We start from the raw sequence: 15,060 nt of genomic DNA, 5'->3' as shown, positions 1-15,060 counted from the left end.
TTCGAGGATCGTGCTCGCCGAGGACGGCGTGCTGCTCCGCGAGGGGCTGGTCGGCCTGCTGGCCCGGTTCGGACACCGGGTGGTGGCCGCCGTCGGCGACGCCGGGGCACTGCGCGCGGCGGTCGAGGAGCACGCGCCGGACCTCGTCGTCACCGACGTCCGGATGCCGCCCGGCCAGACCGACGAGGGGCTGCGCGCGGCGGTCGCCCTGCGCGAGCGGCGCCCCGGCCTGCCGGTTCTGGTGCTCAGCCAGTACGTGCAGCGCTCGTACGCGGCGGAGCTGCTGGACTCCGGGGACGGCTCCGGCGTCGGCTATCTGCTGAAGGACCGGATCGGCCAGATCGAGGAGTTCACGGCGGCGGTCGCCGAGGTGGCGGCCGGCGGGACGGTGGTCGACCCGGAGGTGGTCCGCCAGCTGCTGCGCCGCCGCCGGGACCCGCTGGAGCGGCTGACCCCGCGTGAGCGCGAGGTGCTGGCGCTGATGGCGCAGGGCCGCTCCAACGCGGCGATCTGCCGCGAGCTGGTGGTGTCGGAGGCGGCGGTGGGCAAGCACATCGGCAACATCCTGATGAAGCTGGACCTGCCCCCGGCGGAGGAGACGCACCGCCGGGTGCTGGCGGTGCTGGAGTTCCTCCGGGCGTAGCTAGCCGGCGCCCTCGACCGCCTCGCGCAGCCTGGCGAACTCCGCCGCCAGCGCGTCCGGGGTGTAGTGGGCGTTGAGGCCGCTGGGGTTGGGCAGCACCCAGACCTCGGTGTCCCCGATGGTCCGCTCCTGCCGCCCGATCGACGCCGTCCGCCGGCCGAAGGCCGTGCGGTAGGCGCCGATGCCGAGCACCGCCAGCACCCGGGGGCGCAGCCGCAGCACCCGTTCGGTGAGCGCGGCGCCGCCCGCCCGCAGCTCGTCGGCGGTCAGCTCGTCGGCCTTGGCGGTGGTGCGCGGGGCGACGTTGGTGATGCCGAGGCCGAGGTCGAGCAGCTGCCGCTGCTCGTCCGGGCGGAACTGGCGGGGCGTGAAGCCGGAGCGGTGCAGGGCGGGCCAGAACCGGTTGCCCGGGCGGGCGAAGTGGTGGCCGGTGGCCCCGGACCAGAGCCCGGGGTTGATGCCGCAGAACAGGACGCGCAGACCGGGGGCGGTGACGTCCTCGATCGTGGTGTCGCGGGCGGCGAGCAGTTGCTCGGCGGTCGGCCTGGGCGCCGTGGTCGGCTTCTCGGTCACCGGTCCAGTGTGCCGGTGGACACCGGCGTCCCCGCCTCCGCCCCCGGCGCCGCCGGGGCCACCGCCGCCCGGCTCGCCGCCAGCGACCTGGCCCGGCGCCGCTCCCGCAGCCACCGCACGCCGTACACCGCCGCGGCCGCGTACGCCCAGCCGACGAAGACGTCCAGCAGGTAGTGCTCGGCCCCGTACACCAGGGCGAAGGTCATCGCGAGCGGGTACGCGACCAGCAGGACCCGCACCCACCGGGCGGCCGTCGGCCAGAAGAAGAACAGCAGCATCGCCGGGTAGGCCGAGTGCAGCGAGGGCATCGCGGCGACGTCGTTGGCGAACTGGCTGCCGTTCTCGAACACCGACGCGGCCCGCGGCAGCCCGCTCTCGGTGAGCACGTCCGAGACCACCCGGGTCAGCTCCGGCAGGTGGCCCTCCTGGGAGGACAGCCACGGCGGCACCGCCGGGTAGAGGATGTACGTCGCGAAGCCGGCGAAGGTCAGTACCAGGTAGCAGGCGAGCAGGTGCCGGAACCGGTCGTGGCGGCGGCGCCACAGCACCGCGAGGATCACGAAGACCGCGAAGAAGTGCGACATGTAGACGGTGACCGCCGCGTAGTCCCACCACTGCGGCGAGCCGGGCGTGTAGAGCCCGTGCTGGAGCCGGACGGTCAGCGTCTCGCCGAAGCCGAGGACCTCGTCGAAGCGCTGCTGCGGCCACAGGTACGGGCCCCAGGGGGTGTGCGCGCCGTAGCCGCGCAGCAGCGAGTACGTCCAGACGACCGCCATCACCGGCACCCAGTCGCGCAGTACCAGCAGGAAGCCGCGCGCGCCGTGCCCGCTGTGCACACCGGCGGCCACCAGGGCGCCCATCAGCCACAGGAAGACCAGGTCATTGGTGTAGGGCAGGCCGTAGGTGCCCAGGTACCACAGCAGGGCGGTGAGGTAGAGCGGCCACGCCAGCAGTCGGAGCCGGGCCAGGGCGCCGGAGCGCGCGCCGGTCCGGTCGCCGGTCGCCGGACGCAGCCGCCCGGCGCTCTCGGGAGGGGTGGGCGGCGCCGGGCGGAGCATTCTGGTCATGCCGGTCGAAGCTAGCAAGGCAATCTTGGAGAACTCTCGGTGTGAACGGCGGTCCGTTCAGGAAGGGCTCAGAATTGCCCCGGCCGGCGCAGCGGAAGCGGCCCGGGAGTGACTCAGGACACGATGCCCAGCTCGTGCGGGGTGTTGTTGAACCGCCGCCCGCCCTGCTCGGTGACCGTCACGATGTCCTCGATCCGCACCCCGAACCGGCCGGGCAGGTAGACGCCAGGCTCGATCGAGAAGCACATGCCCGGCACCAGCGGCCGCTCCTCGCCCTCGACCAGGTACGGCGGCTCGTGCGTGGTGATGCCGATGCCGTGGCCGGTGCGGTGGATGAAGTACTCGCCGTACCCGGCCTCGGTGATGACCCGGCGGGCGATCCGGTCGATCTCCTGGCAGCTCACCCCGGGCCGGACGGCCTCGAACGCGGTCTGCTGCGCCTGGCGGACGACCTCGTGGACCTTGCGCACCTCGTCCGGGACGTCGGCGCCGACGTGCACGGTGCGGGTGGTGTCGGAGCCGTAGCCGTCCTTGAGGCCGCCGAAGTCCAGCACGACGGTGTCGCCGGGCTCGATGACCCGGTCGCCGGCCTCGTGGTGCGGGTTGGCGCCGTTGGGTCCGGAGCCGACCACGGTGAAGTCGACCTGACTGTGCCCGTACTTGATGAGCAGCGCGGCGAGGTCGGCGGCGACGTCGGTCTCCCGGCGGCCGGCGAAGGTGACCTCCAGGATGCCCCGGTAGGCGGCGTCGGCGGCGCCGCCGGCCGCGGCGAGGCGCTCCAGCTCGTCCGTGTCCTTGACCGCGCGCAGCATCGGCAGGGTCTCGGTGAGCGAGGTCCAGCCGGTGCCCGGCAGGGCGGCCTGGAGGCCGAGCAGGTGCATCGCCCAGGCGTTGTCGGAGATCCCGTAGCGGCCGGCGCGGTCGATCAGCGGGGCGGCGGTGGCGTACGGGTCCTGGCCGTCGGTCCAGTCGACCAGCCGGACGGCGGGGGCACCGGGGGCCCTCTCGGCGTCGGGGCGCTCCAGGGTGGGGACGATCAGCGCGGGCTCGCGGCCGGAGGTGAGGACGAGCGCGGTGAGCCGTTCGGTGATCGCGGTCGGCTGGTAGCCGGTCAGGTAGACGAGGTCGGGGCCGGGGGCGACGACCAGGCCGGACAGCCCGGCGCCCGCGGCGGCGGCGGTGGCCCGCTCCAGGCGGGTGCGGTAGTCCTCGGTGGTGAACTCTCGGGGCATGCGGGTCTCCTGGTGGGGGAGCGCGGCGATGACTTCGGCCGGATGTGCGTCAACTTCATCACGAGCGGTGCGAGTTGGCGTAGTGCCGGAGGAACAGCGCCTCGACGTGGGCCATGTGCTCGATCTCGCCGGGGTCGACGCTCTCGTTGGGCGCGTGGATGAGGCAGCGCGGCTCCTCGACGCCCATCAGGATGATCTCCGCCTCCGGGAAGGTGGTGGCGAACACGGTGCAGAGCGGGATCGAGCCGCCCTGGCCGAGGAAGGACATCGGCCGGCCGTAGACCTCCTGCATGGCCTTGTCGAGCGCCGCGTACGCGGGCCCGCCGGTGGCGGCGCGGAACGGCGAGCCGACGCTCTCCGGCGCCACCGCGATCCGCACGCCCCACGGCGCGGCGGCCTCCAGATGGGCGGTGAGCGCGGCCTGGGCGGCGCGCGCGTCGGTGCCGGGCGGGACGCGCAGGCTGACCCGGGCCCGGGCGGTGGCCGGGATCGCGGCGGCGGAGCCGACCACCGGCGGGCAGTCGATGCCGAGCACGGTGACGGCGGGCCGGGCCCAGAGCCGGTCGGCGACGGTGCCGGAGCCGGTCAGCCGGACGCCGTCCAGGACGCCCGCGTCGGCGCGGAACCGCTGCTCGTCGTAGCCGACGCCGCTCCAGGTGCCGTCGTTGTCCAGACCGTCGATCCGGGTGCCGCCGTCGGCGTCGCGCAGCGAGTCGAGGACGCGGATCAGCGCGGCCAGCGCGTCCGGGGCCGGGCCGCCGAACATGCCGGAGTGCATGTCGCCCTCGAGCGCGGCGACGGTGACCACCACATTGGTGACGCCGCGCAGCGAGGTGGTGGCGGTGGGGAGGCCGACCGCCGCGTTGCCGGTGTCGCAGATCAGCAGCGCGTCGGCGTGCAGCTCGCCGGCGTGCGGCGGCACATAGGCCTCCAGGCCGCCGGTGCCCTGCTCCTCGGAGCCCTCGACGACCAGCTTGAGGCCGACCGGCAGGTCGTCGCCGAGCGCCCGCAGCGCGGTGAGGTGCATGACGATGTTGCCCTTGCAGTCGGCGGCGCCGCGCCCGTACCAGCGGCCGTCGCGCTCGGTGAGCTCGAACGGCGGGGAGGTCCAGGCGGCGTCGTCGAGCGGGGGCTGGACGTCGTAGTGGGCGTAGAGCAGGACGGTCGGCGCGCCGGGCGGGGGCGGACGGTGGCCGACCACGGCGTGGCTGCCGTCCGGGGTCTCCTCCAGGTGGACGTCGCGCAGGCCGGCGTCGGCGAAGGCGGCGGCGACCCACTCGGCGGCCTGGCGGCACTTCTCCGGCGGGTACTGGCGCGGGTCGGCGACGGAGGGGATGGCGACCAGCTCGGCCAGGTCGGTTCTGGCGCGCGGCATCAGGGCGGCGATCCGGCGGGCGAGTTCGTCGGTCATGGTGACGGCTCCTCTGGGGGCGGTGGGCCGTGGGGACTGGAGGCCGCGGGGGTGGTGGGGCTTCGGGGGGTGGGGCTTCGGGGGTGGTGGGGCTTCGAGGCTGGGGCCGGGGCGTCAGTTGCGGACGGTGTCCTCGAGCTTGAGGTCGTCGATCTTGTCCTTGATGGCGGCGAGCTTGTCCGGGCAGTACACCGAGAGCACGATCGTCTCCGCCAGGATCACCTCGCGGTCGGAGAGCACCGGGCGCTGGCCGGGGCCGTCCGCTCCGGTGGACATGCCGTACTTCCACTGCGCCTGCTGCAGCGCGCCGGCCGGGTCCTCGCAGACCGCGCCGCCGTCCTCGCCCAGGGTGTGCACGATCTGGTTCTGCGAGGGCACCGGGTAGCCGGCGGCGGCCAGTGCCTCGGAGAGCTGCTTGGCCTTGCGGTTGGCCTCGTTGGTCTCGTGCAGCTGCTCGTAGGTGACCAGGCCGACGACCACCATGACGACCAGCAGGACGATCGCGCCGAGGTAGATCCAGCGGTGCCGGGAGGCCATCGGGTTGCGGGTCATGCCGCACCTCCGTCCTGCTCGGGGTTCTCCGCCGCCGCGCGTTCGGCGGCCTCCAGGGCGGCGAGCTCGGCCCGTGCCTCGGGCGAGCGCCATTCCGGCTTGCGCAGCCGCAGGAACAGGTAGGGGATCACCAGGCCCAGGATCGCCAGGCCGCCGCCGACGATCGCCAGGTACGACCAGACCGAGCCGCTGCCGAACTGCGAGGAGGGCACGAACCCGATCGCCATCGCCGCCGCCGAGGCCACCAGGCCGGTCACGGCGATCGGCACCAGCGCCGGCGCCCGGTAGCCGCGCGGGTGGTCCGGCTGGAGGCGGCGCAGCCGGATCGCGGCGGCGAACATCAGCAGGTAGACGATCAGGTACACCTGCGTGGTGATCACCGAGAAGATCCAGTAGGCGCTGGAGACGTTCGGGATCAGGGCGTACGCGAGGGCGATGACGGTGGTGACGACACCCTGGGTGACCAGCAGGTTCTGCTGGATGCCCTCCCTGTTGAGCTTCTGCAGGAACGGCGGGAGGTACCCCTCCTGGCGGGAGATCATCAGCAGGCCCTTGGACGGCCCGGCGAGCCAGGTGAGCATGCCGCCGAGCGAGGCGGAGACCAGCGCCACCGCGATCACCGGGGTGAGCCAGCCGATGTGGAAGTACTGGAAGAAGGCGTCGAAGGCCTGCATCACGCCGGCCGTCAGGCTCAGCTCGCTGGAGGGCACCACCCAGCTGATCGCCAGCGCGGGCAGGATGAAGATCGCCAGCACCATGCCCGAGGCGGTGAACATCGTGCGCGGGAACTCCCGGGCCGGGTCGCGCAGCGAGGAGACGTGCACCGCGTTCATCTCCATGCCGGAGTAGCTGAGGAAGTTGTTGACGATCAGCACCAGGCTGGCCAGGCCGGTCCACTCCGGGAACAGGTGCGCGGCGTCCATCGGGGCGGCGGAGGTGTTGCCCTGGCCGAGGAAGACGGCGCCGAGCACGACCAGCAGCGTGCCGGGGATCAGCGTGCCGATGACCAGGCCGGCCGAGGAGAGGCCAGCCACCGCCTGGGTGCCCCGGGAGGAGACCCAGACGCCGGTCCAGTACAGCACCATGATCACGAGGGCGGTGTACGGGCCGTTGTTCGCCAGCGAGGGGTCGACCACATAGGCGATGGTGGAGGCCACGTAGGCGAGCAGGGACGGGTAGTAGAAGATCGTCATCGCGAACTGGCACCAGACGGCCAGGAAACCGAGCGGCTTCGACAGACCCTCCGAGACCCAGCGGTAGACACCGCCCTCCCAGCCGGACGCCAGTTCGGCGGAGACCAGCGCGGTCGGCAGCAGGAAGACGACGGCCGGCAGGAGGTAGAGGAAGACGCAGGCGAGGCCGTAGACCGCCATGGTGGGGGCGGAGCGGAGGCTGGCCACCGAGGCGGTGGTCATGAAGGCGAGCGTCAGCCAGGACATCCGGGGCGCGTCCACCAGCCTGGTGGCCGCCGCGCCGGCGCGTCCGGAGGCGTTCCGGACGCCTCCCCCGGCTCCCCCGGGACTGTCTCCGCCTTCGCCAGGGCTGCCCTGGCCGGACGACGGTAGGTCCATCGAACTCATGCGTCCTCCTGGGGTGGCCCGCCGGCGCTGGGCCGTACCCGGCCAGTTCACCCGGTTGGCGATGGGGCCGCATGCGGCGTGCACCCGCACGGGTGAGCGGACCGTGAGCGAACGGTGAGCGGACGTCAGGAGGACGGGGCGGGCTGCTCCGCGTCGGCCGGTGCCCGCTCGGGCCAGCCGGCGCGGCGCAGCGTCCGGCCGGCCGTCGCCGGGACCAGGCCCGCCGCGAGCAGCGCGGCCACCGCGCCGAGCGCCGCCGCGGGGGAGAGGTGGTCGAGCAGCAGCCCGCTGCCGACCGTCCCGGCGGGCATCCCGACCGTGAACATCGTCAGCGTCGCGGAGATCACCCGCCCGCGCAGCGCGTCCGGGACCCGGCTGAACACCAGCAGGTCGATCATCACCCGCAGTGTCGGGATCCCCAGGCCCACCGTGAACAGCGCCGCGAAGACGGTGACCGCCCCGCCGGGCAGCAGCGGCGCGAGCAGCACCGGGACGGTCAGCCAGGACACCGCGAGCAGCAACACCCCGGGCCCGGCCAGCCGGTGCAGCCGGCTCACCAGCAGCGCGCCGGCCAGCGCCCCCACGGCCTCGCCGGCCAGCGCCAGCCCGATGCCGACGCTGGACGTGCCCTGGCCGCGCAGGATCACCATCACCGGCAGCAGCATCGCGGCTCCCGCGACGTTGATGAGCAGGACGAGGGTGAGGACCGGGCGGAGCAGGGCGTTGCCGGCCAGGTAGCGGTAGCCGGCCAGCGCGCCGCCGTCCGCGGTGGCGGCCCTGTCCGCCCCGGACTCCGGCCGGCCCGGGAACCGCACCACCAGCGCGGCGGCGAGCGCGAGCAGCGAGGCGACCGCCGTGCCGATGAACGGCGCCGCCCGGCCCAGCCCGAACAGCGCGCCCGCCAGCGGCGGCCCGACCAGGCCCGCCCCGCTCATCCGCGCCTCGTCCTGCGCCAGCGCCTGCCGCAGCTGCTCCGGCGGCACCACCGAGCGCACCGCGATCAGCCGGGTCGGGCCGGTGTAGGCGATGGTCGCGCCGATCACCACGGCCACCAGCAGGGTGTGGGCGACGGTCAGCCGGTCCAGGGCCATGGCGAGCGGGACGCTGGCGCAGGCGATCAGCCGGACGGAGTCGCCGACGATCAGCAGCAGACGGCGGTCGTAGCGGTCGGCGACCGCACCGCCGTGGACGCCGAACAGCAGGGAGGCGCCGATCTGCAGGGCCCCGAACGCCCCGGCGAGGGTGGAGGAGCCGGTGAGCGCGAGCAGCAGCAGCGGGTAGGCGGTGTCGGCGATCTGCAGGCCGAGGGTGGCGCCGGCCTGGCCGGCCCAGAGCGCCTGGAAGCGCCAGTTGCGCCGTAGTGGGACGGGCGGCGCGGCCGCCGGCGCCCGGTTCGCGGCCGTGGTGTCCGTCGTCATCGGCTTGCTCCCCTCCGCTCGCCACTCACGATGGCGTCATCATTCACGAATGCGTGAATGATTGCGTAGGCGTGATCGGTCGCGCAAGGGTGAATGCTCGATTGCCCGGGTCGGCGGCCATCTGCGAGGGTGGGGCCGTGGTCGAGAACACCGAGAGTGCCGAGAACGTCGACGAGGAGTCCCTCGCCCCCGCCGCCGGTCCTGCCGCAGGTACGGCCGTCGGCCCCGCCGCAAGCGCCGCCGCCGGCCCCGCCGCGCTCAAGGAGCGCCGGGTGGAGGACGCCGCCACCCTCAAGGCCCTGGCCGATCCGCTCCGCCTGGCGATCCTCGACCTCCTGATGGCCGCCCTCCCCTCCGGGCCGCTCACCGCCAAGGAGATCGCCACCGCGCTGGACGAGCCGCAGACCAAGCTCTACCGCCACATCAAGCAGCTGGAGAAGGCCGGGCTGGTCCGCGTCGCCGGCACCCGGCTGGTCTCCGGCATCGTCGAGAGCCGCTACGCCCCGGCCCAGAACTCGCTGCGGCTGGCGCCCGAGATCTTCTCGCCCGGCTCGCCGATCCGGGTCGACGCCTACGGCGCCATGCTCGCCGCGATGGACCGCGTCCGCGGCGAGTTCCGCGCCCGCGCGCTGGCCGACCGCATCGACTTCACCACCTCGCGGGACGCCTCGGCGGTCGGCCTGCCCGGCATGTTCTCGCACGTCACGTACCGGCTCACGCCCGAGCGGATGCTCCGGCTCCGCGGTCAACTCGACGAGATCCTGAACGAGTTGAACGCCGAGGGGGAGAGCGACACGGAGGACGCGGTGGAGGCGACCCTGTTCACCCTGCTGTACGGCGTCCGCCCGGAGCCGACGGCCGACTCTCGGACTGATACCCGACCGGGCACGGAATCGTAAACGCCGGGCGGACTGTCGGTGTCATGGTTCACGATGACTGAATGTCATACGAACTTCAGGCGCTGATCGGCCCGGCGGAGCTGGTCGCGGTGGCGGCCGCCGAGGTTTCGGCGGCCCGGCCGCGGCCGCTCGCCCAGGGCCTGGCACTGATCCCGGCCACCCCCGAGTTCCTGGCGGCCCTCCGGTTCGGCGACGAGGGCCCGGCCTCCCCGGGCGCCGCCGGCTTCGGCTGGTTCCCCGACGGACTCGAACGCCGGCTCGCCGCCTGGTCCAAGGCCGGCCCGATCGCCTGCGTGGAGGCCGACTACTTCGGCGGCACCGGCACCCAGCGCGCCGCCCTCTGGGCCGACGGCCGCCTCGACCTCGGCCCGCTCACCCGCGGCGAACTCGACCCCCTCCCGCCCGAGGGCAGCCCGATCTCCCGCGTCCTGCGCCGCCTCGGCGTCCGCCTGGCCGACACGGACCCCGCCGCCCACGACGAGTTCGACGCCGCCGGCCTCGGCGCCCACCGCACCACCGCCGCCTGGGCCGCCGGCCTCTGACACCCCCGAGAACGACGGCGGCCCCGGTCGGAAGCCCTTTCCAGAGCTCCCGGCCGGGGCCGCCGCTCGGCTCAGCGGTAGTTCACGTACTGGATCGCGAAGTCCAGGTCCTTGCCCTTGAGCAGCGCCTGGACGGCCTGCAGGTCGTCACGGCTCTTCGAGCTCACCCGCAGCTCGTCGCCCTGGACCTGGGCCTTCACGCCCTTGGGGCCCTCGTCCCGGATGATCTTCGCGATCTTCTTGGCATCGTCCTGGGAGATGCCCTCCTTCACGTCCGCGAAGATCTTGTACTCCTTGCCGGACAGCTGCGGGTCCTTGGCGTCCAGCGCCTTCAGCGACAGGTTGCGCTTGATGAACTTGCTCTGCAGCACGTCCAGGATGGCCTTGACGCGCTCCTCGCCGTTGGCCTTCATCTCGATCGTCTCGCCGGAGCGCTTGATCTCGGCGCCGACGTTCTTGAAGTCGAAGCGGGTGGCGATCTCGCGGGAGGTCTGGTTGATCGCGTTGTCGACCTCCTGCCACTCGACCTTCGAGACGATGTCGAAACTGGAGTCGGCCATGGGTGTTGGTCTCCTTGATGCTCTGGCTGCACTGACACGGCCCGTCCCACCGGACGCCCGCCGCCCCAGCCTATCCAGCCCGCCCCCACCCCCGCCCAGGACAGCCACGCCACACCCGCCGATCCGCCCCCACGGAACCGGGTGGCGAACCACCCCCCGGCATCAGGTAAGGTTTACCCAGTCGAACGGGGCAAGCCCCCGGAAGACAAAAATCCTGGCTGGTTGCCCGAGCGGCCAAAGGGAGCAGACTGTAAATCTGTCGCGCAAGCTACGCAGGTTCGAACCCTGCACCAGCCACAGGATAGAGAAACAGCCTCTGATCTGCGGAAACGTAGATCAGAGGCTGTTTTTGTTTATTCGAACAACCATGACGCTCGGATGGGCGATTCGCGAAGCTTGTCCACTTCCTCCCGCCCGGATCCCGCCGTTGACCAGCAGTTCCGGACCAGGCGCGGACCAGGCGCGGACCAGAATCAACCGGGCCGCCTCCGCAGGCGTTCGGCGATCAGCCGGTAGGCGTGCTCCTCGTCACCATGGATGCACTTCGCGTAGACGCGAAGAAGGACGGCGATGCTGTGGCCGGCGCGCCGCGCGCACTCGGTGGGCGCCACCCCGGAGGCCAGCCACAGCGAGATCCCGGCATGCCGGCCGTCGTACGGCCGCTTCGCGAGCGGGGTGGCCTGCTCGTCCGGACTCAGCCCCTCGGCCCGGGCGGCGGCCCAGACGACTCCGTAGCCGCTCTCCTGCACCATGCCGTCCCGGAAAGTCGGGAACAGCCGGCCGTCCAGCGCCGGCTCGGTCCAGGCTGATCCCTCCCGGGGGCTGTTGCCGTTGAGGTTGAGCTTCCCTCACCCCTCCGCAGGCAGCACACAGCGGTCCCTGCGCAGGTGGACAACCTCCCCGGGACGCATCCCCCCGTGGTAGATGCACCCGAAGAACGCCACCAGCCGCGGCCCGCGCCGCCCCTGGCCTCTGACCGCCGCCAGCATCGCGGCGGCCTGCTCCGGGCTCATCACGTACTCGGGGTTGACCTCCTCCTCGACCTGCGGCGGCGCCTGCCCTTGGACCAGCGGCAGCGGATTGGCGGTCAGCGGCCCATCCCTGACGACCCGGCCCAGCGTTGGCCCACGGCCTTGGACCCGGACGACTCGCGTCCCCCGTATCAGCAGGTCGGCAGCTCGCTGCGGGCCTCGATCCTCACCAAGAAGCGGGGCTTCGAGACCGGCGACAAGCTCCCCTCAGGCCCCGAGCTGGCGAAGCACTTCGGCGTGGCGCGCGGCACGGTGGACAAGGCGCTCGACCTGCTCCGCACCGAGGGACTGATCGTGACCCGGCAGGGGAGCGGCTCCTTCGTCCGGGAGCGGACGTCCCGGCCGGTCGGGCTGCGGCCTCACCTCGAAGCCGCCTTCGAGCAGCAGCAGGTGACGCTCGACTTCGCCGGCTTCTCCAGCGAGACGCTCCACAACGCGCTCCAGAAGCCGCTCGACAAGGTCCGCTCCGGCCGACTGGCGCCCGAGTCCATCACCATCCGGCTGCTGCTACCGGACACCACGGCGCCCATGGCGGTGCCGGTACTCGTCGACGGTCTCCAGGACGAAGCCGCCCTTCGACAGCGCGCGCGCAACATCGCCCTGACGAACGCCGGCGGCATCGCGCACTCGGTGGAGATGCTGGCCGAGCTGGGCCTCGTCCAGAAGGCCAGCGTCGAGGTCAAGGTCCACCGGGGATCCAGCCTGTTCAAGCTGAAACCGGTCAGAGGCGTTCTTCGGCTTCTACCCGCTCCGCGAGCGCACCGTGGCGATCGACGACACCGCCCACACCTTCTACGACGTCACCGGCAAGGACACCACCCTGTTCCACCACGCCGCCGGCTCGGACGACGCCTCACTCGGATCGCAGTACGTCCAGCAAGCCCAGCTGTGGTTCGACAGCGTGTGGAGCACGATCGCCTACGAGCGGCAGTCATGATCGCCACCGCTCAGCAACTCGCCGACGTGCTGAGGCCGGTGAAGCATGTGCTCCTCGACTTCGACGGCCCGGTGTGTTCGGTCTTCGCCGGCCTCCCTGCCTCGGAGGTCGCACGCCGACTCCGGGAGGGCCTGTTTGCGGTCGGCGAGCAGGGCCCGTCCGGGGCAGCGGAGGAGGACGACCCGCTTGCTCTGCTTCGGCTGGTCTCGGAGGCTCGCCCCGATCTAGTGGAGCGCACGGACGTCGCACTGGCCGCGCTGGAGACCGAAGCCATTCGGGTCAGCCGCCCGACCCTGGGTGGAGAGTCTGTTCTCCGTGCATGTGCCCGCTCCGGCCGCCTGGTCTCCGTGGTCAGCAACAACGCGGGCGCGGCCATCGATGCCTACCTTGTGGAGCATGGTCTCAGCGGCTATGTGGCTGGCATCTTTGGGCGTGCCCCGGACGATCCCTCGTCCATGAAGCCGAACCCACGCCTCCTGCTCGAAGCCATGGCGGCCGCAGGGAGTAAACCGGTGGACTGTGTGTTCATTGGTGACGCTGTCCGGGACGTGGAAGCAGGAGATGCGGCCGGTGTGCCGACCATCGGCTACGCGAACAAGCCTGGGAAAGATGCCAAGCTGGCCGCCATTGGGGCAGTCGTTGTCGTCGAATCGATGCAGCACCTTGCAGATGCACTGGTCTGACGCAAGCACAGAGAAGCCTGAACAGACAGTCGAAACTGATCGACAGGCTTCAGACGCGCCAGTGCGTCGCGCACAGCCGCTCGCCGTTGTGAGGCGGGCGGAGGCGAGTTCGAGCAGCGGCTGGTGACCGGTGACTGGACGGCTTCGTCGACCTGTGAGGAGTGGGACCCGCGTCGAGCAAAATCGGCTGCCACTCGGCCAAATTGTGCAGGTCCAGAGAGCTTTGGCCGAGTCGCAGAAGCTCTGGCCCCCGATCATGCTCGACCCCAGACTCGACGGTACACCGGCCAAGCCGTTCCCCTGCCTGCGGGGGGCCGCTCATATGCCAGAGCTAGGCGCTTTCAGGTCGCGTAGGCGGTCTGAAAGATCTTCGACAGGCGTCCAAACGTAAGACTTCCCGACCTTAAATTTCGACAGGAGGGAAAGTCGCTCCAGGCCCAGGAGATCCTTTCGCGCAGTCTCGTATACAACATTATGACTTGTCATATGGGATTGCACCGTAACGGACGCCCCTGGGTTTTTCATGGAGTAGTCCAGAATGGCGATTTGCCGGTGGTTGAATAGCTCCTGGGAGGCCGAGATTGACTTTCGGAGATCCTTGACCTCCTGGGCCTTGCGTGCTAGATATTCATGAAGCTTCGAGATTGCGCGCTGGAGGACGCGCAGTTGGTGGATGTGGAAATAGGTAAGATCGTTGTCGTCGTCCTCTGTGTGAAGGTAGCTTTGGACATACTTTGAAGGCGCAGATTTGAGAATTGGCGAGATGGCGACATATTCCGTCAGCCAGTATCCCTGATTGAGCATCGACCAGTAGAAGAGGATTCTGGCGGTTCGGCCGTTTCCATCTTCGAACGGGTGGTCATATCCAATCATGAAGTGAATTGTCAGGGCTCGGAGAATCGGCGGAAGGTACCCTGAGTCCAGCTCGCCGTTGGCAAATTTGCATAGCCTTTCGACTCTCTCGGGGAGGTCGATCGCAGCTGGCGGCGAGTGAAGTAGCCGATCGTCAAAGTCGGCATAGACGCCAACTCGTTCTTCGTCGGGAAGCTGGAATCTTCCTGCTGCATCTGGGTTGTCCAGCGTGCCGGCCGTTGCGACGCGATGGATTTCACGAATCAGATCAGGGGTCAGGGCCTCATCCCTTAGATCGCTGACCATTCGCATCGCAAGGTAGTTATTGTAGATCATCCGTTCACTGCGATCCCTGGGGGACCGTCCGGAACGAATCATTTCTTTGGCTACCTTGCGAGTGGTCGATGCGCCTTCAAGTTGACTTGAGTTGATAGATTCTTCGATAAGGGAGCTGACTAGATAACGGTCGCGCGTTGCTGGATTCGTGACCTGGGAGCTGATCGAGATCTGCCCACTTGCATCTCGGGTTACTTCTTCGAGTGCCCGTAGTACGACATCGGGGAGAGAAAACTTAAACGGGCGCCCACTCTTGTCGAGCAGTGCTATCTCGCGCTGTGTCTGTCGTCGACTGAACTTGATTGCAGCCCACCACTCCTCGTGGGTTAACCCGTCAGGTGCTTTCCGGTGTCGAATTTCATCCCAGGGTAGGTATCGAGCCGTAGGGCCAAGCTCGGGCGCATCTAGTGCGAGAAGCATCTTTTGAGGATCGCGCGCAATGCTCTGCAGAATACTTCTGTCATCCGGCGGAGGCATTGGCCTCTTCATGGCGGTCCCTGAGGTGTGTGGGTGGTCGTGATGTGGTTGCTACTAGCTTCCTACTAGTTGCTCCCAAGCTAGTAGAAGCTGGCCTGTCGGTTGGTGCTACTAGCTTGCTCCTAGTTGCTCCCAGGCTAGTAGGAGCGGTGTCTCTGCTGGTGGCGTGCTGTGTGGGTGGTCGTGATGTGGTTGCTACTAGCTTCCTACTAGTTGCTCCCAAGCTAGTAGAAGCTGGCCTGTCGGTTGGTGCTACTAGCTTGCTCC

14 protein-coding genes and 1 tRNA gene are annotated in these 15,060 nt (G+C 70.3%); 5 read left to right on the top strand and 10 right to left on the bottom strand.

The window, feature by feature from the left end; genetic code table 11:
- Positions 1 to 10 precede the first annotated feature (10 nt).
- Positions 11 to 643, top strand: a complete 633-nt coding sequence (locus ABTX81_RS07995) for a response regulator (protein ID WP_350542526.1) — start codon at positions 11 to 13, stop codon at positions 641 to 643.
- On the opposite strand, the gene mug is transcribed toward ABTX81_RS07995, so the two are convergent.
- The 7 genes from mug to ABTX81_RS07960 all read right to left on the bottom strand — a co-directional run bounded on the left by mug (position 644) and on the right by ABTX81_RS07960 (position 8,476).
- Positions 644 to 1,216: a G/U mismatch-specific DNA glycosylase gene (gene mug / locus ABTX81_RS07990; protein WP_350542364.1), complete on the bottom strand. Its 573-nt coding sequence runs from the start codon at positions 1,214 to 1,216 to the stop codon at positions 644 to 646.
- Positions 1,213 to 2,283, bottom strand: coding sequence for a phosphatase PAP2 family protein (locus tag ABTX81_RS07985; RefSeq protein ID WP_350542363.1), 1,071 nt, complete (start codon positions 2,281 to 2,283; stop codon positions 1,213 to 1,215). Before ABTX81_RS07985 ends, mug begins: the two co-directional genes overlap by 4 nt.
- Before the next feature lie 113 nt (positions 2,284 to 2,396).
- On the bottom strand, positions 2,397 to 3,515 hold the full coding sequence (locus ABTX81_RS07980; RefSeq protein ID WP_350542362.1) for an aminopeptidase P family protein: 1,119 nt from the start codon (positions 3,513 to 3,515) through the stop codon (positions 2,397 to 2,399).
- Positions 3,516 to 3,573: 58 nt separating this feature from the next.
- The gene (locus ABTX81_RS07975; protein ID WP_350542361.1) at positions 3,574 to 4,926 is read right to left on the bottom strand and encodes a dipeptidase; all 1,353 of its coding nucleotides are present in this window, start codon (positions 4,924 to 4,926) and stop codon (positions 3,574 to 3,576) included.
- A gap of 114 nt (positions 4,927 to 5,040) precedes the next feature.
- On the bottom strand, positions 5,041 to 5,478 hold the full coding sequence (locus tag ABTX81_RS07970; RefSeq protein ID WP_350542360.1) for a hypothetical protein: 438 nt from the start codon (positions 5,476 to 5,478) through the stop codon (positions 5,041 to 5,043).
- Complete coding sequence (gene gadC / locus ABTX81_RS07965) at positions 5,475 to 6,917, bottom strand: glutamate/gamma-aminobutyrate antiporter GadC (protein WP_350542359.1); 1,443 nt, start codon at positions 6,915 to 6,917, stop codon at positions 5,475 to 5,477. The genes ABTX81_RS07970 and gadC overlap by 4 nt, the downstream gene beginning before the upstream one ends.
- A gap of 266 nt (positions 6,918 to 7,183) precedes the next feature.
- On the bottom strand, positions 7,184 to 8,476 hold the full coding sequence (locus ABTX81_RS07960; protein WP_350542358.1) for an MFS transporter: 1,293 nt from the start codon (positions 8,474 to 8,476) through the stop codon (positions 7,184 to 7,186).
- A 137-nt stretch (positions 8,477 to 8,613) separates the two neighbouring features.
- Between ABTX81_RS07960 and ABTX81_RS07955 the strand changes: the two genes are divergently transcribed.
- Together ABTX81_RS07955 and ABTX81_RS07950 are read left to right on the top strand one after the other, a co-directional pair.
- Complete coding sequence (locus tag ABTX81_RS07955) at positions 8,614 to 9,375, top strand: ArsR/SmtB family transcription factor (RefSeq protein ID WP_350542357.1); 762 nt, start codon at positions 8,614 to 8,616, stop codon at positions 9,373 to 9,375.
- Positions 9,376 to 9,416: 41 nt separating this feature from the next.
- Positions 9,417 to 9,917, top strand: a complete 501-nt coding sequence (locus ABTX81_RS07950) for a hypothetical protein (protein WP_350542356.1) — start codon at positions 9,417 to 9,419, stop codon at positions 9,915 to 9,917.
- Positions 9,918 to 9,988: 71 nt separating this feature from the next.
- On the opposite strand, the gene ABTX81_RS07945 is transcribed toward ABTX81_RS07950, so the two are convergent.
- A complete protein-coding gene (locus tag ABTX81_RS07945; RefSeq protein ID WP_350542355.1) occupies positions 9,989 to 10,477 on the bottom strand; it encodes a YajQ family cyclic di-GMP-binding protein in 489 nt (162 codons plus the stop codon).
- A 216-nt stretch (positions 10,478 to 10,693) separates the two neighbouring features.
- Between ABTX81_RS07945 and ABTX81_RS07940 the strand changes: the two genes are divergently transcribed.
- Positions 10,694 to 10,774: transfer RNA gene (locus ABTX81_RS07940), tRNA-Tyr, on the top strand.
- A gap of 176 nt (positions 10,775 to 10,950) precedes the next feature.
- On the opposite strand, the gene ABTX81_RS07935 is transcribed toward ABTX81_RS07940, so the two are convergent.
- Positions 10,951 to 11,229: a site-specific integrase gene (locus tag ABTX81_RS07935; RefSeq protein WP_350542354.1), complete on the bottom strand. Its 279-nt coding sequence runs from the start codon at positions 11,227 to 11,229 to the stop codon at positions 10,951 to 10,953.
- Positions 11,230 to 11,610: 381 nt separating this feature from the next.
- Here ABTX81_RS07935 and ABTX81_RS07930 point away from each other — a divergent pair, with 381 nt between their 5' ends.
- On the top strand, positions 11,611 to 13,128 hold the full coding sequence (locus ABTX81_RS07930) for an HAD-IA family hydrolase (RefSeq protein WP_350542353.1): 1,518 nt from the start codon (positions 11,611 to 11,613) through the stop codon (positions 13,126 to 13,128).
- Positions 13,129 to 13,446: 318 nt separating this feature from the next.
- Here ABTX81_RS07930 and ABTX81_RS07925 read toward each other — a convergent pair whose 3' ends face one another.
- Positions 13,447 to 14,316, bottom strand: a complete 870-nt coding sequence (locus tag ABTX81_RS07925) for a Fic family protein (protein WP_350542352.1) — start codon at positions 14,314 to 14,316, stop codon at positions 13,447 to 13,449.
- Positions 14,317 to 15,060: the final 744 nt, after the last annotated feature.

It is taken from the genome of Kitasatospora sp. NPDC097605 (genome assembly GCF_040302725.1).
In the GTDB taxonomy this organism is placed as follows: domain Bacteria; phylum Actinomycetota; class Actinomycetes; order Streptomycetales; family Streptomycetaceae; genus Kitasatospora.
This window is presented reverse-complemented; position numbering and strand designations above follow the sequence as displayed.